Raw genomic sequence first — 21,320 nt, 5'->3', positions numbered from 1 at the left:
GTCCGTTATTCCGGCGGCAGCAGCGCGCGCAGTCCGTCAGCGACGGCCGAGCGCCACCAGGCGTAGTCGTGGCCACCGTTGTGCTCGGCGGACGTGACGTCGATCCCAGCCGCACGGAGACGGTCGACGAGGTCGTGGTGGAGCTCGTCGAGGACCCACTCCTGAGTGCCGTGCGCCAGGTGCACACGCGTCTTCGCCTCCGCCGTGACAGCGTCGGCGAGGTCGTCGAGCCACAGCGAGGCCGACTGGCTCGCGACCCCGTGGATGTGCTCGGGATAGGTCAGGCCGGCACGTAGCGCGGTGACGCCGCCGAGGCTCTGACCCACGACGTACGTCTCCTCGGAGACCGCGCGGCGCTCGCGCACCCACGGCAGCAGCTGGTTGACGATGTAGTCGGCACCCTCGCCGCCGGCGAGCTCCTCCCACCGCTTGTCGCGGCCGCCGGAGGCGGGCAGGACGCAGCGTACGTGGCGGAGGTGGCCGTCGGCGATCAGGTTGTCGAGCGTGGTCGGCAGCGAGTGGTGGTCGGTCCAGATCTCACCGTCGAGGGCGACCACGAGCGGCAGGTCGACGTTGAGACCGGCGCCGGCGGGGTCGTAGAGCCAGACGTCACGGCCGTCGGGGCCCACTTCCAGCGTCACCGTGCCGGGGACGACGTCGTCGCGGCGGAACAGCCACGGCTGCAGCGGGGCATCGGGCAGGGAGACGACCGACTGCTTGACGCCCTGCCGGTTGTGGCACCAGTCGGGGTTGAGCGGGTCGAGGTAGCCACGGTGCAGCACGGCACGCAGCTCGACCTGACCCTCGCTCTCCCACGGGGCCGGTTCGCCGGGGTGCTTGCACAGGAAGGAGTACGAGGCCCGCCAGTCGCCCTTCATCAGGAACGAGGCGTGCCACAGGTCGGTGCCTTCCTTCCGCTCGAGCATCGTCTCGGCGAGATGACGCTCGTCGGTCAGCCTGTTGGCGAAGAGGAGCACCTCCTCGGCCTCGTCATCGCGCCAGCAGAAGGTGACGATCACCTCATGGTCCGCGGCGCCGGCGCCCGTCTCCTCGACGAGCGGGAGCGAGGTGGCGATCTGGTCCCAGAACATGTCGATGTCCTCAGGACTGAGGCGGTCGATGATCGCGCTCCGCGTCCGTGCTGATGGATTGGGTCGCGCCGCCGTTGGTGGTCGCAACTGCGTACTCATCCGGTTCTTCCTCCCGAGTACGGGGCTCTCTCTGTCCCCGCGGGCTGACCAAGTTACTCACAGTCGGGGGCCCTACGCGAGATGCCGAGGTCCCTTTCTCTGTCAACTGATAGGTGATGTCGCATATCCGCTAGTCAAACGCGTTGGTAAGCGGGAATCGTTCAGTTTCCTATCAGTTTTCGGTCCACATGTCGGCACAGATCGCGACCGCGCCGAGGAATCCGGAGCCCTCCCACTGGGTGAGCCGGACCTCCCCGACCTGCTCCGCCGGGACGTCGCCGGCGAGGACGTCGAGGCGCTGCGCCGCCGCCATGCTGCCGTGACCGGCCTTGACCAACGCCTCCTTGCGCACCCACAACCGGGTGAACGCGTACGCAGCGTCCTCCTGTCCCGCCACCCAGGCGACCTCGCGCGGCGAGAGCGCCCTGTCGGGCCCGCGCGAGACCTTCTCCACGTCGATGCCGCAGCGTCGGGCGGCAGCAACCGCGGCGACCTGGCCGCGGGTGTGGCTGAGGCTCACCCGGACCCCTGCGGCGCCGGCCACCGACGGGGCTCCGTGCTCGGTGCTGTCGCAACGTGCACAGCGCTGCTCGATCACGATCTCCTCGCGCACGGTGCCCAGCAGCTCCGCGGCGCACTCGCGGACGAGGACGTGCGCGGCGGCGTACGCCTGCTTGTCCGCATCGGCGACCAGCCGCTCATGACGCGCCCGCTCCGCGGTCGAGAGCACCCCCAGATCGGCGTCGACCTCGGCCACTGCCGCGAAGCGCACGATCTCGGTCATACGCGGCTCAGTGACCGCCCCAGGGCACCCCGAGCTTGCCGAGCATCTCCTCGCCGCCGTCGAGCGCGGTGAGCACCCAGGCGCCGTCGGAGGTGAGCGCGAAGGTGTGCTCGAAGTGGGCCGCCCAGGAGCCGTCGTCGGTCACGACGGTCCAGTCGTCCTCCAGGGTGGTGACCTCGGGGCCGCCGAGGGTGAGCATCGGCTCGACGGCGAGCGCGATGCCGCGCTGCAGCTTCGGCCCCTTGCCGGGCTTGCCGTAGTTGAACACCGACGGCTCCATGTGCATCTCGGTGCCGATGCCGTGGCCGCTGAAGTCCTCGAGGATGCCGTAGTCGCCCTGGGAGTCGACGTAGGTCTCGATGGCGTGCGAGATGTCGGTGACCCGTCCGCCGAGGCGAGCAGCGGCGATGCCGTGCCACATGGACTCCTCGGTGACGCGCATCAGCTCGGAGACCTCCTCGGGCACCGAGCCCATGGGCACCGTGATCGCGGCGTCGCCGTGCCAGCCATCGACGATGGCGCCGCAGTCGATCGAGATGATGTCGCCGTCCTGGAGCACCCGGGAACCGGGGATGCCGTGGACCACGACCTCGTCGACCGAGGCACAGATCGAGCCCGGGAAGCCGTGGTAGCCCTTGAACGACGGGACGCCACCCCGGGACCGGATCGAGTCCTCGGCGATGGCGTCGAGCTCGAGAAGGGTGACTCCGGGCCGCGCGGCGGCCCGGAGCACCTCGAGCGTCTCGCCGACCACGAGGCCGGCCCGACGCATCTTCTCGATCTGCTCAGGGGTCTTGATCTGGACCTTGTTCAAGAAGCCCACTGCTCCCCCGTTGCGTACAAGATGTCTGTCTCAGGACTCAGGGACGATGTCGAGCTCGTCGAAGATCCGCTTGGTGACGTCGTCGACGTCACCCATGCCGTCGATCTCGTGGACCAGGCCGCGACCCTTGTAGACCTCGATCAGCGGCGCGGTCTCCTCGAGGTAGACCTCCTGGCGGCGGCGGATGACGTCCTCGGTGTCGTCGGCGCGACCCTCGAGCTCGGCACGCTGCAGCAGCCGCTGCACGATCTCGTCCTTGTCGACCGTCAGCACGACCACTGCGTCCAGCGCGTGGCCGGTGTACTTGATCATCCCGTCGAGCTCTTCGACCTGCGCGAGCGTGCGCGGGTAGCCGTCGAGCAGGAATCCCTGGGCCGCGTCGGGCTCGTCGATCCGGTTGCGGACCATCAGGTTCGTGATCGTGTCCGGGACGTACTCTCCCTTGTCCATGTAGGACGCGGCCTCGACACCGAGGGGCGTGCCCTGGGAGACGTTGGCGCGGAAGATGTCGCCGGTCGAGATCGCCGGGATCTCGAAGTGCTCGGCGATGAACTTCGCCTGGGTGCCCTTACCGGCTCCCGGCGGGCCCATGATGATCAGTCTCATCGGAGGAACCCTTCATAGTTGCGCTGCTGGAGCTGGCTCTCGATCTGCTTCACCGTGTCGAGGGCGACGCCGACCATGATGAGGATCGAGGTGCCGCCGAACGGGAAGTTCTGGTTCGCATTGATGAGCGCCAGCGCGATCAGCGGGATGAGCGCAACCAGACCGAGGTAGAGCGAGCCCGGCAGTGTGATACGGGACAGAACGTAGGACAGGTAGTCCTCGGTCGGCTTCCCGGCCCGAATTCCAGGAATGAAGCCGCCGTACTTCTTCATGTTGTCGGCGACCTCCGGCGGGTTGAAGGTGATCGACACGTAGAAGTAGGTGAAGAAGATGATCAGCGCGAAGTACGTCGCCATGTAGACCGGGTGGTCGCCCTGGACGAAGTAGTTGTTGATCCAGTCGACCCACGCCGGCGGGTTCTGCGCGTTCTGGTTGAACTGCGCCGCCATCGCCGGCAGGTAGAGCAGCGACGAGGCGAAGATGACCGGGATGACACCGGCCTGGTTCACCTTGAGCGGGATGTACGTCGACGAGCCGCCGAACATCTTGCGACCGACCATGCGGCGCGCGTACTGGACCGGGATCCGGCGCTGGGCCTGCTCGATGAAGATGACCGCCGCCATGATCGCCAGACCGATGACGATCACGATCGCGAAGGTCCACCAGCCCTTGTCGTTCTTGACCGCCCACATGGTGGCCGGGAAGGTGGCGACGACCTGGGTGAAGATGAGGATCGACATACCGTTGCCGATGCCGCGCTCGGTGATGAGCTCACCGAGCCACATGATGACCGCGGTGCCGGCGGTCATGGTGATGACCATGACCAGGAAGGTGGCGGTGCCGTCGTCGTGCAGCAGCGGCTGGGTGCAGCCCTGGAGCAGGTCACCGGAACGGGCCAGGGCGACGATGCCGGTGGCCTGCAGGACCGCGAGACCGAGGGTCAGGTAGCGGGTGTACTGCGTGATCTTCGTCTGTCCCGCCTGGCCCTCCTTCTTGAGGCGCTCGAGGCGAGGGATCACCACGACGAGAAGCTGCAGGATGATGCTCGCGGTGATGTACGGCATGATGCCGAGCGCGAAGATCGTCAACTGCAGCAGTGCGCCACCGGAGAAGAGATTGACCAGGTTGTAGAGGCCGGCGCTGTCACCGGTCTGAGCCGCGTCAAGACACTGCTGGACGTTCGCGACGTGAACGCCAGGAGCCGGGATCTGGGACCCAGCCCTGAAGATCACGACGATGAAGAGAACGAAGAGCAGCTTCTTGCGCAGGTCCGGAGTACGGAACGCTGATGCGAACGCGCCAAGCACGAATGGTTCCTCTTTCGACAATCAGGGGTCGCAGGGCCTGCGCCGATGCGAAAACCCGTGGCAGCCTAACAGCCCCCACGGCAGTTCTTGCACGTAGGGCTGAAACAGCGGGAGCGCGGTCGGGACCCCGAAGGGGCGACCCGGCCGCGCTCCCACGTGACAGGCTCTACGTTAGTAGAACTGTCAGAGAACCGTGACAGTTCCGCCAGCGGCCTCGATCTTCTCCTTGGCAGTGCCGGAGAAGGCGTTGGCGCTGATCTCGACCTTGACGGTCAGGTCACCCTGGCCCAGGACCTTGACCGGGTGGCCCTTGCGGACGGCACCCTTCTCGATCAGGGTCTCGGGGGTGACGACGCCACCCTCGGGGAAAAGCTCGTTGAGCTTGTCGAGGTTGACGACCTGGAACTCCACCTTGAAGGGGTTCTTGAAACCCTTCAGCTTGGGGAGTCGCATGTGCATCGGGGTCTGGCCACCCTCGAAGTAAGCGGGGACCTGGTAACGGGCCTTCGTGCCCTTGGTACCACGGCCGGCCGTCTTACCCTTGGACGCCTCACCACGACCCACACGGGTCTTGGCCTTCTTGGCACCGGGAGCCGGCGCCAGGTTGTGCACCTTGAGTGCCATATCAGTCGACCTCCTCGACCGTCACCAGGTGACGGACGGTCTGGACCATGCCGCGGATCTCCGGGCGGTCCTCCTTGACGACCACGTCGCCGATCCGCTTGAGACCGAGCGTACGCAGGGTGTCTCGCTGGTTCTGCTTGAGACCAACGAGGCCCTTCTTCTGCTGGACCTTCAGCTGCGCCATCAGGCCGACACCTCCACAGCGGGAACCGTAGCCTCGGCCTGCGCCTTGAGCAGCGCGTCCGGGGCGACGTCCTCAACGGGGAGACCACGGCGGGCGGCGACAGCCTCAGGCGTCTCGAGCATCCTGAGGGCCTCCACCGTCGCGTGGACGATGTTGATCTGGTTGGACGAACCGAGCGACTTGCTCAGCACGTCGTGGATGCCGGCGCACTCCAGGACGGCGCGCACCGGACCACCGGCGATGACACCGGTACCAGGGGCGGCCGGACGAAGAAGGACCACGCCAGCGGCCTTCTCACCCTGCACCGGGTGCGGGATCGTGCCCTGGATGCGGGGAACGCGGAAGAAGTGCTTCTTCGCTTCCTCGACACCCTTGGCGATCGCCGCGGGAACTTCCTTCGCCTTACCGTAGCCGACGCCGACCAGACCTTCACCGTCACCGACGATCACAAGGGCGGTGAAGCTGAAGCGACGACCACCCTTCACGACCTTGGCAACTCGGTTGATCGCGACGACCTTCTCGATGTAGGCGGTCTTGTCGGCGCTCTGGTTGCGACGGTCGTCGCGACCTCGGCGCTCGCCACCACGCTGTCCGCGCTGGGCTCCGCTCATCAGACTTTCCTCTTCTCTCGTTCGATCGTTGCGATCAGAAGGTCAGACCGGCCTCGCGCGCGCCATCGGCGAGCGCGGCGACACGGCCGTGGTACTTGTTGCCGGCACGGTCGAAGACGACGGTCTCCACCCCAGCGGCCTTGGCACGCGACGCAACCAGCTCGCCGACCTGCTTGGCCTTGGCGGTCTTGTCACCGGAGGCCGACCGCAGGTCGCCCTCGATGGTCGAAGCCGAGGCAAGCGTCTTGCCGGCCAGGTCGTCGACGACCTGGGCGGTGATGTGCTTGGCCGACCGGGTCACGACGAGGCGCGGGCGCTCCGGCGTACCCTCGATCTTCTTGCGACCGCGGGCCTGGCGACGCAGGCGCGAGCGGACACGGGAAGCGGTGTGCTTGTTGTTCGACAGCGAGATGGCCATCACTTACCAGCCTTTCCGACCTTGCGGCGGATGTTCTCGCCGGCGTAACGAACGCCCTTGCCCTTGTAGGGCTCCGGCTTGCGCAGCTTGCGAATGTTGGCCGCGACCTCACCGACGAGCTGCTTGTCGATGCCGACGACACCGAGCTTGGTCGGACCGTCGGTGGTGAAGGTGATGCCCTCGGGCGCGTCGAAGACGATCGAGTGGGAGTAACCCAGCTGGAACTCCAGCTTGGTCGGGCCCTTCGACAGCACGCGGTAACCCACGCCGACGATCTCGAGCTTCTTCTCGTAGCCCTCGGTGACACCCAGGACCATGTTGTTGATCAGCGTGCGGGACAGGCCGTGGAGGGCCTTGTTGTCCCGGCTGTCGTCGGGGCGCTTGACGTCGAGGACGCCACGGCCCTCGTCGTCCTGGCCCTTCTCGACGGTGATCGGCTCGGCCACGGTGTGCGACAGGAAGCCCTTGGGGCCCTTGACGCTCACGACCTGGCCGTCGATGGTGACGTCCACGCCGGCCGGAACCGGGACGGGGAGCTTGCCAATACGCGACATGTCTTCTCTCTCCCTTCCCTGATTACCAGACGTAGGCGAGGACTTCCCCACCTACGCCCTTCTTGTTCGCCTGGCGGTCGGTCAGCAGACCCTGGCTCGTCGAGATGATCGCGACGCCGAGGCCGCCGAGCACCTTCGGGAGACCGGTGTGCTTCGCGTAGACACGCAGACCGGGCTTGCTGATGCGGCGTACGCCGGCAATCGAGCGCTCACGGTTGCGGCCGTACTTGAGGGTGATCGACAGGGTCTTGCCGACCTGGCCCTCGGTGGGCTCCAGCACCTCGTACTTGGTGATGTAGCCCTCCTGCTGGAGGATCTCAGCGACGCCCTGCTTCAGCTTGCTGTACGGCATCGAAACCGCATCGTGGTACGCCTGGTTGGCGTTACGCAGACGAGTGAGCATGTCTGCGATCGGGTCAGTCATCGTCATTGGCCGAACGGCCCTTTCTCGTAGTGGTTTCCTCACGACACACAGTCATGAGGACCTTCAACGTCAGTGGTTGGAACGGTGATCGCTCACCAGGAGGACTTGGTGACGCCGGGCAGCTCGCCCCGGTGGGCCATCTCGCGCAGGCAGATACGGCACAGGCCGAACTTGCGGAACACAGCCTTCGGGCGGCCGCAGCGCTGGCAGCGGGTGTAACCGCGAACCGCAAACTTCGGCTTGCGGGCGGCCTTCACCTTGAGAGCGGTCTTCGCCATCTCAGTTCTCCTTGAACGGGAAGCCGAGCGCCTTGAGCAGCGCGCGACCCTGGTCGTCGTTGGTGGCAGTCGTCACGAGGGTGATGTCCATGCCCCGCGAGCGGTCGATCTTGTCCTGGTTGATCTCGTGGAACATGACCTGCTCGGTGAGACCGAAGGTGTAGTTGCCGTTGCCGTCGAACTGCTTGCCGTTGAGACCGCGGAAGTCCCTGATGCGGGGCAGCGCGAGCGAGAGCAGGCGGTCGAGGAACTCCCACATGCGGTCGCCGCGCAGCGTGACGTGCGCACCGATCGGCATGCCCTCACGCAGCTTGAACTGCGCGATGGACTTCTTCGCCTTGTTGATCAGCGGCTTCTGGCCGGTGATCGCGGTCAGGTCGTTGACAGCGCCCTCGATCAGCTTGGAGTCGCGAGCAGCCTCGCCCACACCCATGTTGACGACGATCTTGGTCAGACCGGGGATCTGCATGACATTCGGGATCTCGAACTCGGCCTGCAGGGCCGGGGCGATCTCCTCGCGGTACTTCGTCTTGAGGCGCGGGGCCACAGCGGTGTCGGTCATGATCAGATGTCCTTACCGGTCTTGCGCGAGATGCGAACGCTGCGCTCGGCGGCGTACGTCGACCCGTCGGGACGACGCTTCTGGACCGTCTCACGGCGGAAGCCGACGCGAACCGGCTCGCCACCCTCGAGCAGCTGGACGTTGGAAACGTGGATCGGGGCCTCGGTGTTCACGATGCCGCCGGTGGTGCCGGCGCGGCCGCCCTGGTCCTGGACCTTGGTGTGCTTCTTGACGAGGTTGATGCCCTCGACGATGACACGGTCCTCCTGGGTGAGGACAGCGATCACCTTGCCGGAGCCGCCCTTGTCCTTACCAGCGATCACCTTGACGGTGTCGCCCTTCTTGATGTGCGAGCGACCCATCACAGCACCTCCGGCGCGAGCGAGATGATCTTCATGAACTTCTTGTCGCGCAGCTCACGGCCGACAGGGCCGAAGATGCGGGTGCCTCGCGGCTCGCCGTCGTTCTTGAGAATGACGGCGGCGTTCTCGTCGAAGCGGATGTACGAGCCGTCAGCGCGGCGGCGCTCCTTGACGGTGCGCACGATGACGGCCTTGACGACGTCACCCTTCTTCACGTTGCCACCGGGGATAGCGTCCTTGACGGTGGCGACGATGGTGTCGCCGATGCCGGCGTAGCGACGACCGGAACCACCGAGCACACGAATGCAAAGGATCTCCTTCGCACCAGTGTTGTCGGCGACCTTGAGTCGCGACTCCTGCTGGATCATTACTTCTCCTTGTCGAGCTGGTTCTCAACCGCATCCAGGGCGGTCGAGCCTTGCCGAACGTAATGGGATTTGATGGGCACAGGCCCAGCGAACAATGGTCGCTGGACCTGCGCCCTTTGGTCAATTTGGCGACGTTTGTCGCCAGCCGGATCCGTCTCTTACGAGACGAGGATCACTTGGCGCGCTCGACGACCTCGACGAGGCGCCACCGCTTGGTGGCGGACAGCGGCCGGGTCTCCATGACCAGGACGCGGTCGCCGATGCCGGCGGTGTTCTGCTCGTCGTGAGCCTTGAGCTTGCTGCTACGGCGCATGACCTTGCCGTAGAGCGGGTGCTTCACGCGGTCCTCGACCTCGACGACGATGGTCTTGTCCATCTTGTCGCTGACGACGAGGCCCTCGCGCACCTTGCGCGTGTTGCGCTCGGTGGTGTCCGTGGTGGACTCAGCCATGATCAGGCCTCCTCGGTGGTCTCGGTGCCCGGGGCCACGCGGATGCCGAGCTCGCGCTCACGCACCACGGTGTAGATCCGGGCGATGTCCTTCTTGACGGTGCGGAGCCGACCGTGGCTCTCCAGCTGGCCGGTGGCCGCCTGGAACCGGAGGTTGAACAGCTCCTCCTTCGCCTCGCGCAGCTTCGCCTCGAGGTCGACGTCGGTGAGCTCGTCCAGCTCGAACGCCTGCAGGGAGTTAGCCATCAGAACTCACCAGCCTCTCGCGTGATGAAACGGCACTTCATGGGCAGCTTGTGGATCGCGCGGCGCATCGCCTCGCGGGCCGTGTTCTCGTCGACACCGGAGAGCTCGAACATGACGCGGCCCGGCTTGACGTTGGCGACCCACCACTCGGGCGAGCCCTTACCGGAACCCATGCGGGTCTCAGCAGGCTTCTTGGTCAGCGGGACGTCGGGGTAGATGTTGATCCACACCTTGCCGCCTCGCTTGATGTGACGAGTCATCGCGATACGCGCTGCCTCGATCTGGCGGTTGGTCACGTAGTGACCCTCGATCGCCTGGATGCCGTAGTCACCGAAGGCCAGCTTGGTGCCACCCTTGGCCACGCCAGTGCGCTTCGGGTGGTGCTGCTTGCGGTGCTTGACGCGACGGGGCATCAGCATGGGTCAGCCCTCCTGGGACGTGGTCTCGGCGGCGGGAGCCTCAGCGGCAGCCGGCGCCTCAGTCTTCGCCGCGCGGTCAGCGCGGTTCGGGCGGTCACCACGGGAGCCACGCGACGGACGGTCGCCGCGGCCACCGCGACGGTCGTTGCCACCGCGACCCGGGACGCCCGCACGGGCGGCCTGGGCGGCCTGACGCTCGGCGCGCGATCCGGAGACCTCGCCCTTGTAGATCCAGACCTTCACGCCGATGCGGCCGAAGGTCGTGCGGGCCTCGTAGAAGCCGTAGTCGATGTCCGCGCGAAGGGTGTGCAGCGGCACGCGACCCTCGCGGTAGAACTCGGTACGCGACATCTCCGCGCCGTTCAGACGACCCGAGCACTGGATCCGGATGCCCTTGGCACCGGAGCGCATGGTGGTCTGCATGGCCTTACGCATCGCGCGACGGAACTGCACACGACCGCTGAGCTGCTCGGCGACACCCTGGGCGACCAGCTGAGCGTCGACCTCGGGGTTCTTGACCTCGAGGATGTTCAGCTGAACCTGCTTGCCGGTGAGCTTCTCCAGCTCGGTGCGGAGGCGGTCGGCCTCGGCGCCGCGGCGACCGATGACGATGCCGGGACGCGCGGTGTGGATGTCCACACGGACGCGGTCACGGGTGCGCTCGATCTCGACCTTGGCGATGCCGGCCCGCTCCATGCCCTTGCTGAGCAGCTTGCGGATCTTGACGTCCTCGCCGACGTACTCCTTGTACTGCTTGTCGGCGTACCAACGCGACTTGTGGTCGGTCGAGATGCCCAGGCGGAAGCCGTTCGGGTTGATCTTCTGACCCATTACTTCTTACCGCCCTTCTCGACGACGTCGGCCGGCTGCACGACCAGGGTGATGTGCGAGGTCCGCTTGTTGATGCGGGTCGCACGGCCCTGGGCGCGGGGACGCCAGCGCTTCATGGTCGGACCTTCGTCGACCATGGCGACCGAGACGACGAGGTCGTCACGGTCCAGACCCTCGGTCGTCACCGCGTTGGCGATGGCGCTCTCGAGAACCTTGTAAACAGTCTCGGAGGCTGCCTGCGGCGCGAACTGCAGCAGGGACAGAGCCTCGTCGACGGGCAGGCCGCGGACCAGGTCGACGACGCGGCGTGCCTTCAGCGGGGTGATCCGCACGAAGCGGGCACTCGCGAAGGCACCCGGCTGGTCGCCGAGCAGGGAGTCGCGGCGGGCGCTGATGCGCTGCCGTTCGGTGGTGGTCATCGACGGCGTCCCTTCCGGTCGTCCTTGATGTGACCCTTGAACGTGCGGGTCGGGGCGAACTCGCCCAGCTTGTGACCGACCATCGAGTCGGACACGAAGACCGGGACGTGCTTGCGACCGTCGTGCACCGCGATGGTGTGACCGATCATCTCGGGCACGATCATCGAGCGGCGCGACCAGGTCTTGATCACGTTGTGGGTGCCCTTCTCGTTCTCGGCGTCCACCTTCTTCTGAAGGTGGTCGTCGATGAAGGGGCCCTTCTTCAGGCTGCGAGGCATTGCTTACTTCCTACCCTTCCCGCTCTTACGGCGGCGGATGATCTGCGAGTCAGAGGCCTTGCGCTTACGCGTACGGCCCTCGGGCTTACCCCAGGGGCTGACCGGGTGACGGCCACCAGAGGTCTTACCCTCACCACCACCGTGCGGGTGGTCGACCGGGTTCATGACGACACCGCGGACGGTCGGGCGAACGCCCTTCCACCGCATACGGCCGGCCTTACCCCAGTTGATGTTGGACTGCTCGGCGTTGCCGACCTCACCGACGGTGGCGCGGCAGCGCACGTCGACGAAACGCATCTCACCCGAAGGCATACGCAGCGTGGCCTTGGAGCCCTCACGAGCGACCAGCTGGGCACTCATGCCGGCGGAGCGGGCGATCTTCGCGCCGCCACCCGGACGCAGCTCAACAGCGTGGATGGTGGTACCAACCGGGATGTTGCGCAGCGGGAGGTTGTTGCCGGGCTTGATGTCGGCGGTGGGACCGGACTCCACGACGGTGCCCTGGCTCACGCCGACGGGCGCGAGGATGTAGCGCTTCTCGCCGTCGAAGTAGTGCAGCAGGGCGATACGGGCGGTGCGGTTCGGGTCGTACTCGATGTGAGCGACCTTGGCCGGCACGCCGTCCTTGTCGTAGCGACGGAAGTCGATGATCCGGTAGGCCCGCTTGTGGCCACCACCCTTGTGGCGGGTGGTGATACGGCCCTGGTTGTTGCGGCCGCCCTTCTTGGGAAGGGGCACCGTCAGCGACTTCTCCGGCGTGGTCCGAGTGATCTCGGCGAAGTCGGCCACCGACGAGCCACGACGGCCCGGGGTGGTCGGCTTGTACTTACGAATAGCCATGTTCAGTCAGTCCTTCTCACGCGCCGAAGATGTCGATGCGGTCGCCCTCAGCCAGGGAGACGATCGCGCGCTTGGTGTCGGGGCGCTTGCCCAGGCCGTAACGCGTACGACGGGCCTTGCCCTTGCGGTTGATCGTGTTGACCGAGGTCACCTTGACGTCGAACACCTTCTCGACCGCGATCTTGATCTCGGTCTTGTTCGCGTCGGGGCGAACGATGAAGGTGTACTTGTTCTGGTCGAGGAGGCCGTAGCTCTTCTCGGAGACCACCGGCGCGATCAGGATGTCGCGGGGGTCGTAGTGCAGCGTGCTCACTTGTCGGCCTCCTTCTTCTTGCCGGCCTCAACGAAACCAGCCGCGATGGCGTCCTCGGCGGACTTGAAGTAGAACTCCGCCTTGGTGGACTCGTACCAACGGCCGCCCGGGGCGTGGAACTTCTTGTCCTTGCCCTTGACGTTGCCCTTGATGTCGAAGCCCTCGGGAGCCGAGCCGTCCTCGAGCGGCGCGACAGCGCCCTCGGGGAGGTCGATCTCCTTGGCGGGCTCGACGGCAGCCTCCTTGATCGCGTCCTTCTCGACCTCACCGATGGTGACGGTCTCCTTGGCGGCGACGACCGGCTTGCCCGAGATGAAGACCTCGAAGGCCGGCTTGGAGAAGACAACGTCGTCGGAGACGAGGACGTCGTAGGTGTTGAGCTGGTCGGCCCAGAGCAGGTGCACCTCAGGGGCGTTGCGCAGGCTCAGCGCGGCGACGGACTCGGAGCGGTCCAGGACGACGAGGTAACGCTTGACGTCCGAGATCGCCTTGAGGGCGGTCAGCGCGGTCTTGGTCGAGGGCGCCTCGAGGGTGAACTCGGCCACGTGGATCTGGCCGGCACGAGCCCGGTCGGAGAGGGCACCGCGGAGGGCGGCAGCCTTCATCTTCTTGGGGGTGCGCTGGCTGTAGTCACGCGGCTGCGGGCCGTGGACGGTGCCACCACCGGCGAACTGCGGCGCGCGGGTCGAACCCTGACGGGCGCGACCGGTGCCCTTCTGCTTGTAGGGCTTGCGTCCACCGCCGCGGACCTCGCCGCGGGTCTTGGTGGAGTGCGTGCCCTGGCGCGCAGCGGCCTGCTGCGCGACGACGACCTGGTGGATCAGCGGGATGTTGACCTCAACATCGAAGATCTCAGCCGGGAAGTCGACCTTGACAGTCTTGATAGCCATGATCAGGCCTCCAGCTTCTTAGCAGCCGAGCGGAGGACCACGAGGCCACCCTTGGGGCCAGGAATGGCGCCCTTGACCAGGATGAGGCCCTTCTCGGTGTCGACGGCGTGCACGGTCAGGTTCTGGGTGGTGACGGTGTCAGTACCCATGTGACCGGCCATGCGGACGCCCTTGAACACGCGACCCGGGGTGGCGCAAGCGCCGATCGATCCCGGCTTGCGGTGGTTGCGGTGGGCACCGTGGGAGGCACCGACACCGGAGAAGCCGTGACGCTTCATGGTGCCCGCGAAACCCTTGCCCTTCGAGGTGCCCGTCACGTCGATCTCCTCGCCGATGGCGAAGGTGTCGACGGGGAGCTCCTGGCCGGCGGAGTACGACGCGGCGTCGGCGGTGCGGATCTCGGCCAGGTGGCGGCGCGGCGTGGTGCCGGCCTTCTCGAACTGGCCGGCGCCCGGCTTGTTCACCTTGCGGCCGTCGATCTCGCCGTAGCCGATCTGCACGGCGTTGTAGCCGTCAGCCTCGGGGGTGCGGACCTGGGTCACGACGTTGGTGTTCGCCGCGATGACGGTCACGGGGACGACGACGTTGTTCTCGTCCCACAGCTGGGTCATGCCGAGCTTGGTGCCCAGGAGACCCTTCACGTTGCGTTCGATCGTCATGTCGTCAACCTCAGAGCTTGATCTCGATGTCGACACCAGCAGGCAGGTCGAGCCGCATGAGGGAGTCAACAGTCTTCGGGGTCGGGTCGATGATGTCGATGAGGCGCTTGTGGGTGCGCATCTCGAAGTGCTCGCGCGAGTCCTTGTACTTGTGGGGCGAGCGGATGACGCAGTACACGTTCTTCTCGGTCGGCAGCGGCACCGGGCCGGCGACCTTGGCACCCGTACGGGTGACCGTGTCCACGATCTTTCGCGCCGAGGTGTCGATCACCTCGTGGTCATAGGCCTTGAGCCTGATGCGGATCTTCTGTCCCGCCATCTGTCTCTCTCGTCCTTCTTGGTCAGCGTGCCGCGTGCTACAGGCTTCCTCCGGCTGAGTCGGCCCGGTTGCTCACCTCTGGCTCCGACCCCCGCGGTCGGGCGTGTCGCTTATTTTCCACAAGCGAACGCCGAGTTCTCGACGGGACTTTCACCATCAGCTTCACTGGAACCACGCCTTCGGGATGGGCACACGGCGACCACAGACCACATCCGGACAGGCTGATCAGCCTGCTCAGGTGACGCGATTCAGTAGTCAAGGTGTGCGCACCCCAGCGAACAGTTCACCGGAGCAACCAGAGAATCTTGTCACGCGTACGCAGGTGGCTCCAAATCAACGATGTCGTCTGGGTCGCTCTGAGAGGATGCCCCCAACCGAGCGAGTTCGCCGGTCGTCGCGACGAGGAGCATCAGGATGTCAGGAGTGTGGCCACCCCCACCGGGTGAGCAACCTCACCAGGGCGCGGCGAACCCGTCGACCCCACCCCCGCCGGGCCAGCCGGTGCAGTCCCAGCCGGTGCAGTCCCAGCCGGTGCAGTCCCCACCGGTGCATCCGGCGTGGGCCCAGCCGCTGCCGCCGGCCCACAAGCCGGGAGCGATCCCGCTGCGTCCGTTGGGCCTCGGCGACATGCTCGACGGCGCCTTCCGGCTCGTACGCTTCAACCCCGGCGCCACGGTCGGTGCCTCGGTCCTCGTGGCGGCGGTCGCGATGGCCATCCCGCTGGGCGTGACCGCGGCGATGACCATCACCGGCGACAGCCTGGAGGGGTTGGGGACCGGCCTCGAGGACCCCGACTACTCGCCCGGCGGCGCAGAGATCATCGGCATGCTGGTGGCCTTCGGCTCCTTCTTCCTCGGCTCGGTCCTGCAGGCGATCGGCGCGATCCTGGTGGCCGGGATGATCTCCCACGTCGCCCATGCCGCCGCGATCGGCCGCAAGCTCACCCTCGCGCAGGCGTGGGCGGCGACCCACGGCAACCGCTGGCGGCTGATCGGGCTGGCGCTGCTGAGCGCGGTGACCTTCACCCTGGTCCTGGCGATCGCGGCGACTCCCGTGGTGGTGCTCGCGCTCGTCGTCGACAGTCCCGTCCCGGCGATCCTGGTCGGCATCCTGATGTTCCTGCTGCTGATCGTGGCCGTCCTCTTCCTGACGGTGCGGCTCTACCTGCTCGCGGTGCCGGCGCTGATGCTGGAGAGCACCGGTGTCTTCGGCGCCATCGGACGGGCCTGGAACCTGTCGGCCAGGCAGTTCTGGCGGCTCTTCGGGATCTGGCTGCTTGCCGCCATCATCGTCGGCTTCGCCTCCCAGATCGTCGCCTTCCCGATCAGCCTGGTCGCCAGCGTCGTGGGCATCGTCCAGCCGGACCTCTACTTCCTGGCGACCATCGCCGGCAGCGCCGTCTCAACCGTGATCTCCGCTGCGATCGTGACCCCGTTCAGCGGCGCGGTGACCAACCTGCAGTATCTCGACCAGCGCATCCGCAAGGAGTCCTACGAGGTCGAGCTGATGGAGCAGGCCGGGCTGCTGAGCAGATGATCCTCCTCCAACAGACTCCTCCTCTGACGCCGACGCCCGAGGAGGGTCGCTCCTGGCTTCGGCGCGAGCTGGCCGACCCGGAGTACCACGACCTCGACCTCATCGAGCGGATCCTGCGCTGGATCGAGCGCACCCTGTCCGACGGCCTGCCGTCGGTCGGCGACGTGCCCTGGGCTCAGACCGTCGCCGCGATGGTCGTCTTCGCGGCGCTCCTGGTCGGGATCGGCCTGCTGGTCTCGCGGGCCCGGCGCAGTCCTCGGGTCGCCCGCGACCGCAACGGCGACGTCCTCACCGACGAGTCGCTCTCCGCGGCCGCGCTCCGGGCGCGGGCCGAGGCTGCGTACGCCTCAGGGGATCACGGCGCCGCGGTCATCGACGGGTTCCGGGCCCTGGCCCGGCGACAGGTCGAGCGCGGCCGGCTCGCGGAGGATCCCGGGCTGACCGCCGCCGAGGTCGCCGCGAGCCTGGAGCGGGAGATGTCGCTCGAGGGCCGCGCCGGGCAGGCCGCGGAGCTGTTCAACGAGGTGCTCTACGGCCACCACCCCGCCACGCGTGAGCAGGCCGAGGGCGTCCTCGCTCTCGAGCAGGAGCTGGCGGTGGCGCGATGAGCACGCAGGCGCCGGCGAGCCCGGCGGACGCGACCGCCGGACGCTTGGGCTGGTTCCGACGGAACCGGCCGCTTCTGATCGTCGCGCTGGCCTTCGTGATCGCGGTCGTGCTGGCGTACATCGCGACGCCGAAGGGCGGAGAGTCCTTTGCGGCGTACGACCCCGAGAGCCCCGACCCCGACGGCACCCGGGCGCTGGTCGAGGTGCTCGAGGACCACGGTGTGGAGGTCGAGATCGTCCGCTCGTCGAAGCGCCTGGAGAGCACCGAGATCGGGCGGAACACCACGGTCTTCGTGACGGGCACCGACGCGCTCGGCGAGGACACCGCCTCCCGGCTGCGCGAGCGCACCGACGATGCCGCCGGGCTGATCCTGGCCGAGCCCGCTCCCTACGTGTCGGCGATGCTCGGCATCCCCTATGCGGTCGCCCAGACGCCCGAGAAGGTCGAGGCCGGTTGCGACGACCCGCGCTGGGAAGGGCTCAGCATCCAGGCCGATGCGGTCACCGCGTACGACACCGGCTCCTGCTTCACGCACGAGGGCGGCGCGGTGCTCGCGCCCGCCGAGGGGCTCACCGTCTGGGGCGCGCCGCAGGTGCTGACCAACGACCAGATCCTGCGGGCGGACAACGCGGCGGTGGCGCTGCGGCTGCTGGGCGAGAACGACCACCTGGTCTGGTACGTCCCCTCCTTCGAGGACCTCGCGCCCGACGAGGCCCACTCCCCCAGCTCGCTGCTGCCGCGCTGGATCAAGCCGGCCCTGTGGCTCCTGCTGCTCGCCGTCGTCGCCTTCGCCATCGCCCGCGGGCGGAGGCTGGGTCCACTGGCGGTCGAGCCGTTGCCGGTTCACGTCCGGGCCGGGGAGACGACGCGCAGCCTGGGTCGGCTCTACCGCCGTTCCGGCGACCGCACGCACGCCGCGACGACGCTGCGGCACGCCGCTCGCACCCGCCTCGCCCGGCGGCTGCGGCTGGGGCGCGACGTCACCCCGGAGGCCGTCGTACGCGCCGTCGTCCAGCACACCGGACGACCCGATCTCGAGGTCTCCTCGCTGCTCACCGACGCCCCGATCGAGAACGACCAAGACCTGATCACGCTGGCCAACGCGCTGGCTGCCCTTGAGGAAGAGGTACGACACCCATGACCCAATCCGAGACCATCGCCAACGTGTCGCCCGACGGCGCACGGGAGCGGCTCACCGCGGTCCGGGCCGAGGTCGCCAAGGCGGTCGTCGGGCAGGACGCCGCGGTCTCCGGGCTACTGGTCGCGCTGGTGTGCGGCGGCCACGTGCTCATGGAGGGCGTACCCGGCACCGCCAAGACCCTGCTGGTGCGGTCGCTGTCGGCGGCGCTCTCGGTCGAGACCCGCCGGGTGCAGTTCACCCCCGACCTGATGCCCGGCGACATCACCGGGTCGATGGTGGTCGAGTCCTCCCACGGCGAGCTCACCTTCCGGGAGGGGCCGGTCTTCACCAACCTGCTCCTGGCCGACGAGATCAACCGCACCCCGCCGAAGACCCAGTCGGCGCTGCTCGAGGCGATGGAGGAGGGCCAGGTCTCGGTCGACGGGGTCACCCGCGCGCTGCCGCGCCCGTTCCTGGTGGCCGCGACCCAGAACCCGATCGAGTACGAAGGCGTCTACCCGCTCCCGGAGGCCCAGCTGGACCGGTTCCTGCTGAAGGTCGTCCTCCCGGTGCCCTCGCGCTCCGACGAGGTCCAGATCCTCAACCGCCACGCCTCCGGCTTCGACCCGCGCGACGTCGCCGGCGCCGGGGTCACGGCCGTGGCGTCCGGCGCCGACATCGAGGCCGCGCGCCAGCACGTCGGCTCCGTCCAGGTCTCCCCCGAGGTCACCGGCTACATCGTCGACATCGCCCGGGCGACCCGCGAGTCCCCGTCGCTGTCGGCGGGGGTCTCCCCGCGAGGCGCCACCGCGCTGCTCCGGTCCGCGCGCGCCTGGGCCTGGCTCGCGGGCCGCGACTTCGTGACTCCCGACGACGTGAAGTCGCTCGCCCACGCCACTCTCGCCCACCGCCTGGCCCTGCGCCCCGAGGCCGAGCTCGAGGGCGTCCAGGTCTCCCAGGTCCTCTCCTCCGCCATCGGCGCCGTCCCCGTTCCGCGATGACCATCACCTGGCGGGTCACGCTGCTGATGCTCGCCGGCATCGTCCCGGTCGTGCTGAGGCCGACTGCCGGGACGGCGGCGATGTGGATCCTGCTCGTGGTGGTGCTGGCACTGCTCGACGTACTCCTGGCACCGAAACCCGCGACCCTGGAGATCAGCCGGGCTTCGCTCGGCGGGATCAGGCTGGGCGAGTCGACGACGTCGGAGCTGGTGGTCCGCTCCCCCGCCCGCGGCTTCCGGGCCCTGGTGCGCGATGCCTGGCAGCCCACCGCAGGCGCCCATCACAACCGGCATCGGATCCGGCTCGGTCGCGGCGACAGCACCAGGCTGCGTACGCCGCTGCAGCCGCGGCGCCGCGGGGATCTGCGGGCGTTGGGCGTGACGGTGAGGGCGTACGGGCCCTTGGGTCTGGGCGCCCGGCAGCGCACGATCCCGGTGGAGGGCTCGGTGCGGGTGCTTCCCGCCTTCGAGTCGCGCAAGCACCTGCCCTCGCGGCTTCAGCGTCTGCGCGAGCTCGACGGCCGGGCGGCGGTCCGGGTGCGCGGGCAGGGGACGGAGTTCGACTCGCTGCGGGAGTACGTGCGCGGTGACGACGTACGCTCCATCGACTGGCGCACCACCGCCCGCTCCCGCACGGTCGTGGTCCGCACCTGGCAGCCGGAGCGGGACCGACGCGTGGTGCTCGTGCTCGACACCTCGCGCACCTCGGCCGGCCGGATCGAGGGCGCCGGCGGCGGCGTGCCACGCCTCGACTCCGCGATGGATGCCGGGCTCCTGCTCGCCGCCATCGCGTCTCGGGCAGGCGACCGGATCGACTTCATCGCCGGCGACCTGCGCGTACGCTCCCGGGTCCGGCTCGCCGGCCAGCGCGACGTCACCCAGCGGCTGCAGGAGACGATGGCCGACTTCGAGCCGGTCATCGCCGAGGCCGACTGGTCCAACCTCGCCGGCGCGGTCGCGGGCCTCGGCCGCCACCGCGCGCTCGTCGTCCTGCTGACTCCCCTCGACCCGCACGCGATCGAGGAGTCGCTCCTCCCCGTCCTCCCGGTCCTGACCCAGCACCACCGCGTCGTCATCGCCTCCGTCCGCGACCCCGAGCTCGAGGCCACCGCCGCCTCCCGCGACACCCTCGAGGACGTGTACGCCGCGGCCGCCGCCGAGCAGACCCTCCGCCGCCGCGACCACACCGCCGCCATGCTCCGCACCCTCGGCGTCGACATCGTCGACGCCGACGCCGAGTCCCTCCCGCCCGCTCTCGCCGACCACTACCTGCAGCTCAAGGCCACCGGTCAGCTCTAGGACTGGGTGGCGACCCTGTCCTCGAGCAGGCGGTCGTCGATGTCGCCGGTCTCGCCGTGGGACGCGGCGGCGCGGCCGACGATGAAGACGTACGCGAAGAAGGCGAGCTCGGCGAGGATGCCGATGCCGACGCGGGCCCAGGTGGGGAGGGGTGAGGGGGTGACGAAGGCCTCGATGATGCCGGAGATCAGGAGCACGACGATGAGGCCGAGGGCGATGCCGGCGGCGGTGCGGCCCTCGCGGGCCATCGACTGCCCGCGGGTCAGCGAGCCGGGGTCGATCCAGGACCAGAAGATACGCAGCCCGACGGCGCCGGCGACGAAGACGGCGGTCAGCTCCAGCAGCCCGTGAGGAAGGATCAGGCCCCAGAAGAGGCCGCCGCGGTCGTGGCGGTGCATCAGGGTGCCGAGGATCGCCAGGTTGGAGATGTTCTGGAGCATGGAGTAGATCACCGGCAGCCCGAGCACACCCAGGGCGATGCAGATGAACGAGACCCAGACGTTGTTGACCCAGACCTGGGTGGCGAACGACGAGGCAGCGTGCTCGCTGTAGTAACCCTCGATGTCGTGCTCGACCAGCTGCTTGACCTGCTCCGGTCCGAGCAACGACTGCTCGACCTCCGGGTGGCGCAGCAGCCACCAGATCATGACCGCGGTGACCACGATGTTGGCCACCATCATCCCCAGCCACCACCAGCGCAGGCGGTAGAGCGCGGCCGGGAACCGATGCGTGAAGAACCGCAGGAACCCCGACCAGGTGCTCGTCCGGGTGCCGGTGGTGCGGTTGCGGGCAGCGGCCAGCAGCACCGAGAGATGCTGGACGGCCGTCGGGTCGGGGGCGTTGCTGCGTACGACCGAGAGCTGGGTGCTCACCCGCTGATAGAGCTCGACCAGCTCGTCTGCCTGGGCACCGCTCAGCCGGCGCTCGGCCAGCAGCTGCTCGAGCCTCGTCCGGTCGGCGGCGGTAGCGGCCAGATACGCGTCGAGATCCACGCCCG

The 21,320-nt window shown here is 68.0% G+C and carries 32 protein-coding genes; 5 read left to right on the top strand and 27 right to left on the bottom strand.

The genetic code is table 11. The annotated features are described in order from the left end of the window. Nucleotides 1–5: 5 nt before the first annotated feature. From ABTX24_RS15605 to rpsJ, 26 genes are all read right to left on the bottom strand, one after another. A complete protein-coding gene (locus tag ABTX24_RS15605; protein ID WP_350840762.1) occupies nucleotides 6–1,091 on the bottom strand; it encodes an enterochelin esterase domain-containing protein in 1,086 nt (361 codons plus the stop codon). Between the two features lie 271 nt (nucleotides 1,092–1,362). Continuing rightward, nucleotides 1,363–1,974, bottom strand: coding sequence for a 4'-phosphopantetheinyl transferase family protein (locus ABTX24_RS15600; protein WP_350840760.1), 612 nt, complete (start codon nucleotides 1,972–1,974; stop codon nucleotides 1,363–1,365). A 7-nt stretch (nucleotides 1,975–1,981) separates the two neighbouring features. Next, on the bottom strand, nucleotides 1,982–2,797 hold the full coding sequence (gene map, locus ABTX24_RS15595; RefSeq protein ID WP_350840758.1) for a type I methionyl aminopeptidase: 816 nt from the start codon (nucleotides 2,795–2,797) through the stop codon (nucleotides 1,982–1,984). Between the two features lie 30 nt (nucleotides 2,798–2,827). After that, complete coding sequence (locus ABTX24_RS15590) at nucleotides 2,828–3,403, bottom strand: adenylate kinase (protein ID WP_160027018.1); 576 nt, start codon at nucleotides 3,401–3,403, stop codon at nucleotides 2,828–2,830. Continuing rightward, complete coding sequence (secY, locus tag ABTX24_RS15585) at nucleotides 3,400–4,710, bottom strand: preprotein translocase subunit SecY (protein ID WP_160027016.1); 1,311 nt, start codon at nucleotides 4,708–4,710, stop codon at nucleotides 3,400–3,402. Before secY ends, ABTX24_RS15590 begins: the two co-directional genes overlap by 4 nt. 183 nt (nucleotides 4,711–4,893) lie before the next feature. Further along, a complete protein-coding gene (gene rplO / locus ABTX24_RS15580; protein WP_091052397.1) occupies nucleotides 4,894–5,334 on the bottom strand; it encodes a 50S ribosomal protein L15 in 441 nt (146 codons plus the stop codon). Between the two features lies 1 nt (nucleotide 5,335). Continuing rightward, complete coding sequence (gene rpmD / locus ABTX24_RS15575; RefSeq protein ID WP_008361029.1) at nucleotides 5,336–5,518, bottom strand: 50S ribosomal protein L30; 183 nt, start codon at nucleotides 5,516–5,518, stop codon at nucleotides 5,336–5,338. Next, a complete protein-coding gene (rpsE, locus tag ABTX24_RS15570) occupies nucleotides 5,518–6,129 on the bottom strand; it encodes a 30S ribosomal protein S5 (protein ID WP_350840756.1) in 612 nt (203 codons plus the stop codon). The genes rpmD and rpsE overlap by 1 nt, the downstream gene beginning before the upstream one ends. A 34-nt stretch (nucleotides 6,130–6,163) precedes the next feature. Beyond that, nucleotides 6,164–6,547, bottom strand: coding sequence for a 50S ribosomal protein L18 (gene rplR, locus ABTX24_RS15565; RefSeq protein ID WP_008361025.1), 384 nt, complete (start codon nucleotides 6,545–6,547; stop codon nucleotides 6,164–6,166). Next, nucleotides 6,547–7,101 (bottom strand): 50S ribosomal protein L6, encoded by a 555-nt coding sequence (rplF, locus tag ABTX24_RS15560; RefSeq protein WP_160027012.1) that lies wholly within the window; start codon nucleotides 7,099–7,101, stop codon nucleotides 6,547–6,549. Before rplF ends, rplR begins: the two co-directional genes overlap by 1 nt. A gap of 22 nt (nucleotides 7,102–7,123) precedes the next feature. Next, nucleotides 7,124–7,531 (bottom strand): 30S ribosomal protein S8, encoded by a 408-nt coding sequence (gene rpsH, locus ABTX24_RS15555; RefSeq protein ID WP_040755997.1) that lies wholly within the window; start codon nucleotides 7,529–7,531, stop codon nucleotides 7,124–7,126. 86 nt (nucleotides 7,532–7,617) lie between these two features. After that, nucleotides 7,618–7,803: a type Z 30S ribosomal protein S14 gene (locus tag ABTX24_RS15550; protein WP_017932844.1), complete on the bottom strand. Its 186-nt coding sequence runs from the start codon at nucleotides 7,801–7,803 to the stop codon at nucleotides 7,618–7,620. A gap of 1 nt (nucleotide 7,804) precedes the next feature. Continuing rightward, nucleotides 7,805–8,365 (bottom strand): 50S ribosomal protein L5, encoded by a 561-nt coding sequence (gene rplE, locus ABTX24_RS15545; protein WP_091052391.1) that lies wholly within the window; start codon nucleotides 8,363–8,365, stop codon nucleotides 7,805–7,807. A gap of 2 nt (nucleotides 8,366–8,367) precedes the next feature. Beyond that, complete coding sequence (gene rplX / locus ABTX24_RS15540; RefSeq protein WP_141806214.1) at nucleotides 8,368–8,727, bottom strand: 50S ribosomal protein L24; 360 nt, start codon at nucleotides 8,725–8,727, stop codon at nucleotides 8,368–8,370. Next, nucleotides 8,727–9,095, bottom strand: coding sequence for a 50S ribosomal protein L14 (gene rplN / locus ABTX24_RS15535; RefSeq protein WP_008361015.1), 369 nt, complete (start codon nucleotides 9,093–9,095; stop codon nucleotides 8,727–8,729). The genes rplX and rplN overlap by 1 nt, the downstream gene beginning before the upstream one ends. Nucleotides 9,096–9,267: 172 nt before the next feature. Continuing rightward, nucleotides 9,268–9,546 (bottom strand): 30S ribosomal protein S17, encoded by a 279-nt coding sequence (gene rpsQ, locus ABTX24_RS15530; protein WP_091052388.1) that lies wholly within the window; start codon nucleotides 9,544–9,546, stop codon nucleotides 9,268–9,270. A gap of 2 nt (nucleotides 9,547–9,548) precedes the next feature. Beyond that, entirely contained in the window at nucleotides 9,549–9,791 is a 243-nt protein-coding gene (gene rpmC / locus ABTX24_RS15525; protein WP_008361011.1) for a 50S ribosomal protein L29, read from the bottom strand. Beyond that, nucleotides 9,791–10,210, bottom strand: coding sequence for a 50S ribosomal protein L16 (gene rplP, locus ABTX24_RS15520; protein ID WP_008361009.1), 420 nt, complete (start codon nucleotides 10,208–10,210; stop codon nucleotides 9,791–9,793). Before rplP ends, rpmC begins: the two co-directional genes overlap by 1 nt. A gap of 3 nt (nucleotides 10,211–10,213) precedes the next feature. Next, nucleotides 10,214–11,041: a 30S ribosomal protein S3 gene (rpsC, locus tag ABTX24_RS15515; protein WP_008361007.1), complete on the bottom strand. Its 828-nt coding sequence runs from the start codon at nucleotides 11,039–11,041 to the stop codon at nucleotides 10,214–10,216. Further along, nucleotides 11,041–11,460 (bottom strand): 50S ribosomal protein L22, encoded by a 420-nt coding sequence (rplV, locus tag ABTX24_RS15510; protein WP_160027010.1) that lies wholly within the window; start codon nucleotides 11,458–11,460, stop codon nucleotides 11,041–11,043. Before rplV ends, rpsC begins: the two co-directional genes overlap by 1 nt. Further along, nucleotides 11,457–11,738: a 30S ribosomal protein S19 gene (rpsS, locus tag ABTX24_RS15505; protein ID WP_008361004.1), complete on the bottom strand. Its 282-nt coding sequence runs from the start codon at nucleotides 11,736–11,738 to the stop codon at nucleotides 11,457–11,459. The genes rplV and rpsS overlap by 4 nt, the downstream gene beginning before the upstream one ends. A 3-nt stretch (nucleotides 11,739–11,741) precedes the next feature. After that, nucleotides 11,742–12,578 carry a 50S ribosomal protein L2 gene (gene rplB, locus ABTX24_RS15500; RefSeq protein ID WP_160027008.1) on the bottom strand — a complete coding sequence of 279 codons (837 nt, stop codon included), beginning with the start codon at nucleotides 12,576–12,578 and terminating at the stop codon, nucleotides 11,742–11,744. Between the two features lie 16 nt (nucleotides 12,579–12,594). Then, entirely contained in the window at nucleotides 12,595–12,891 is a 297-nt protein-coding gene (gene rplW / locus ABTX24_RS15495; RefSeq protein ID WP_008360999.1) for a 50S ribosomal protein L23, read from the bottom strand. Then, a complete protein-coding gene (rplD, locus tag ABTX24_RS15490) occupies nucleotides 12,888–13,781 on the bottom strand; it encodes a 50S ribosomal protein L4, sunset domain variant (protein ID WP_160027006.1) in 894 nt (297 codons plus the stop codon). The genes rplW and rplD overlap by 4 nt, the downstream gene beginning before the upstream one ends. A 2-nt stretch (nucleotides 13,782–13,783) precedes the next feature. After that, nucleotides 13,784–14,440 (bottom strand): 50S ribosomal protein L3, encoded by a 657-nt coding sequence (gene rplC, locus ABTX24_RS15485; protein WP_091052379.1) that lies wholly within the window; start codon nucleotides 14,438–14,440, stop codon nucleotides 13,784–13,786. 10 nt (nucleotides 14,441–14,450) lie between these two features. Further along, the gene (gene rpsJ / locus ABTX24_RS15480) at nucleotides 14,451–14,759 is read right to left on the bottom strand and encodes a 30S ribosomal protein S10 (RefSeq protein ID WP_008360994.1); all 309 of its coding nucleotides are present in this window, start codon (nucleotides 14,757–14,759) and stop codon (nucleotides 14,451–14,453) included. A 414-nt stretch (nucleotides 14,760–15,173) separates the two neighbouring features. On the opposite strand from rpsJ, the gene ABTX24_RS15475 reads away from it, so the two are divergent. Genes ABTX24_RS15475 through ABTX24_RS15455 form a run of 5 tightly spaced genes read left to right on the top strand, consistent with a single transcriptional unit; the run spans nucleotide 15,174 to nucleotide 20,323 of the window. After that, entirely contained in the window at nucleotides 15,174–16,295 is a 1,122-nt protein-coding gene (locus ABTX24_RS15475) for a hypothetical protein (RefSeq protein WP_350840754.1), read from the top strand. Next, on the top strand, nucleotides 16,292–16,903 hold the full coding sequence (locus tag ABTX24_RS15470) for a DUF4129 domain-containing protein (protein WP_350840753.1): 612 nt from the start codon (nucleotides 16,292–16,294) through the stop codon (nucleotides 16,901–16,903). The genes ABTX24_RS15475 and ABTX24_RS15470 overlap by 4 nt, the downstream gene beginning before the upstream one ends. Beyond that, a complete protein-coding gene (locus tag ABTX24_RS15465; RefSeq protein ID WP_350840751.1) occupies nucleotides 16,900–18,045 on the top strand; it encodes a DUF4350 domain-containing protein in 1,146 nt (381 codons plus the stop codon). The genes ABTX24_RS15470 and ABTX24_RS15465 overlap by 4 nt, the downstream gene beginning before the upstream one ends. Further along, nucleotides 18,042–19,025 carry an AAA family ATPase gene (locus ABTX24_RS15460; protein WP_160026998.1) on the top strand — a complete coding sequence of 328 codons (984 nt, stop codon included), beginning with the start codon at nucleotides 18,042–18,044 and terminating at the stop codon, nucleotides 19,023–19,025. The genes ABTX24_RS15465 and ABTX24_RS15460 overlap by 4 nt, the downstream gene beginning before the upstream one ends. After that, nucleotides 19,022–20,323, top strand: a complete 1,302-nt coding sequence (locus ABTX24_RS15455; protein WP_350840749.1) for a DUF58 domain-containing protein — start codon at nucleotides 19,022–19,024, stop codon at nucleotides 20,321–20,323. Before ABTX24_RS15460 ends, ABTX24_RS15455 begins: the two co-directional genes overlap by 4 nt. On the opposite strand, the gene ABTX24_RS15450 is transcribed toward ABTX24_RS15455, so the two are convergent. Then, nucleotides 20,320–21,315 (bottom strand): stage II sporulation protein M, encoded by a 996-nt coding sequence (locus ABTX24_RS15450; RefSeq protein WP_350840747.1) that lies wholly within the window; start codon nucleotides 21,313–21,315, stop codon nucleotides 20,320–20,322. The two genes, ABTX24_RS15455 and ABTX24_RS15450, sit on opposite strands and share 4 nt — an antisense overlap. Nucleotides 21,316–21,320 lie beyond the last annotated feature (5 nt).

The sequence above is a fragment of the Nocardioides sp. NPDC127514 genome, from assembly GCF_040302125.1.
Taxonomy (GTDB): Bacteria; Actinomycetota; Actinomycetes; order Propionibacteriales; family Nocardioidaceae; genus Nocardioides.
Note: the sequence above shows the minus strand (reverse complement) of the source record. Positions and strands in the feature narration are given on the sequence as shown.

Excerpts from the sequence above, each read along its gene's own strand:
- ABTX24_RS15605 (WP_350840762.1), bottom strand. The coding sequence starts at position 1,091 with ATGTTCTGGGACCAGATCGCCACCTCGCTCCCGCTCGTCGAGGAGACG.
- ABTX24_RS15600 (WP_350840760.1), bottom strand. The coding sequence starts at position 1,974 with ATGACCGAGATCGTGCGCTTCGCGGCAGTGGCCGAGGTCGACGCCGAT.
- ABTX24_RS15590 (WP_160027018.1), bottom strand. The coding sequence starts at position 3,403 with ATGAGACTGATCATCATGGGCCCGCCGGGAGCCGGTAAGGGCACCCAG.
- rplO (WP_091052397.1), bottom strand. The coding sequence starts at position 5,334 with ATGGCACTCAAGGTGCACAACCTGGCGCCGGCTCCCGGTGCCAAGAAG.
- rpmD (WP_008361029.1), bottom strand. The coding sequence starts at position 5,518 with ATGGCGCAGCTGAAGGTCCAGCAGAAGAAGGGCCTCGTTGGTCTCAAG.
- rpsE (WP_350840756.1), bottom strand. The coding sequence starts at position 6,129 with ATGAGCGGAGCCCAGCGCGGACAGCGTGGTGGCGAGCGCCGAGGTCGC.
- rplR (WP_008361025.1), bottom strand. The coding sequence starts at position 6,547 with ATGGCCATCTCGCTGTCGAACAACAAGCACACCGCTTCCCGTGTCCGC.
- rplF (WP_160027012.1), bottom strand. The coding sequence starts at position 7,101 with ATGTCGCGTATTGGCAAGCTCCCCGTCCCGGTTCCGGCCGGCGTGGAC.
- rpsH (WP_040755997.1), bottom strand. The coding sequence starts at position 7,531 with ATGACGATGACTGACCCGATCGCAGACATGCTCACTCGTCTGCGTAAC.
- ABTX24_RS15550 (WP_017932844.1), bottom strand. The coding sequence starts at position 7,803 with ATGGCGAAGACCGCTCTCAAGGTGAAGGCCGCCCGCAAGCCGAAGTTT.
- rplE (WP_091052391.1), bottom strand. The coding sequence starts at position 8,365 with ATGACCGACACCGCTGTGGCCCCGCGCCTCAAGACGAAGTACCGCGAG.
- rplX (WP_141806214.1), bottom strand. The coding sequence starts at position 8,727 with ATGGGTCGCTCGCACATCAAGAAGGGCGACACCGTCAAGGTGATCGCT.
- rplN (WP_008361015.1), bottom strand. The coding sequence starts at position 9,095 with ATGATCCAGCAGGAGTCGCGACTCAAGGTCGCCGACAACACTGGTGCG.
- rpsQ (WP_091052388.1), bottom strand. The coding sequence starts at position 9,546 with ATGGCTGAGTCCACCACGGACACCACCGAGCGCAACACGCGCAAGGTG.
- rpmC (WP_008361011.1), bottom strand. The coding sequence starts at position 9,791 with ATGGCTAACTCCCTGCAGGCGTTCGAGCTGGACGAGCTCACCGACGTC.
- rplP (WP_008361009.1), bottom strand. The coding sequence starts at position 10,210 with ATGCTGATGCCCCGTCGCGTCAAGCACCGCAAGCAGCACCACCCGAAG.
- rpsC (WP_008361007.1), bottom strand. The coding sequence starts at position 11,041 with ATGGGTCAGAAGATCAACCCGAACGGCTTCCGCCTGGGCATCTCGACC.
- rplV (WP_160027010.1), bottom strand. The coding sequence starts at position 11,460 with ATGACCACCACCGAACGGCAGCGCATCAGCGCCCGCCGCGACTCCCTG.
- rpsS (WP_008361004.1), bottom strand. The coding sequence starts at position 11,738 with ATGCCTCGCAGCCTGAAGAAGGGCCCCTTCATCGACGACCACCTTCAG.
- rplB (WP_160027008.1), bottom strand. The coding sequence starts at position 12,578 with ATGGCTATTCGTAAGTACAAGCCGACCACCCCGGGCCGTCGTGGCTCG.
- rplD (WP_160027006.1), bottom strand. The coding sequence starts at position 13,781 with ATGGCTATCAAGACTGTCAAGGTCGACTTCCCGGCTGAGATCTTCGAT.
- rplC (WP_091052379.1), bottom strand. The coding sequence starts at position 14,440 with ATGACGATCGAACGCAACGTGAAGGGTCTCCTGGGCACCAAGCTCGGC.
- rpsJ (WP_008360994.1), bottom strand. The coding sequence starts at position 14,759 with ATGGCGGGACAGAAGATCCGCATCAGGCTCAAGGCCTATGACCACGAG.
- ABTX24_RS15475 (WP_350840754.1), top strand. The coding sequence starts at position 15,174 with ATGTCAGGAGTGTGGCCACCCCCACCGGGTGAGCAACCTCACCAGGGC.
- ABTX24_RS15470 (WP_350840753.1), top strand. The coding sequence starts at position 16,292 with ATGATCCTCCTCCAACAGACTCCTCCTCTGACGCCGACGCCCGAGGAG.
- ABTX24_RS15465 (WP_350840751.1), top strand. The coding sequence starts at position 16,900 with ATGAGCACGCAGGCGCCGGCGAGCCCGGCGGACGCGACCGCCGGACGC.
- ABTX24_RS15460 (WP_160026998.1), top strand. The coding sequence starts at position 18,042 with ATGACCCAATCCGAGACCATCGCCAACGTGTCGCCCGACGGCGCACGG.
- ABTX24_RS15455 (WP_350840749.1), top strand. The coding sequence starts at position 19,022 with ATGACCATCACCTGGCGGGTCACGCTGCTGATGCTCGCCGGCATCGTC.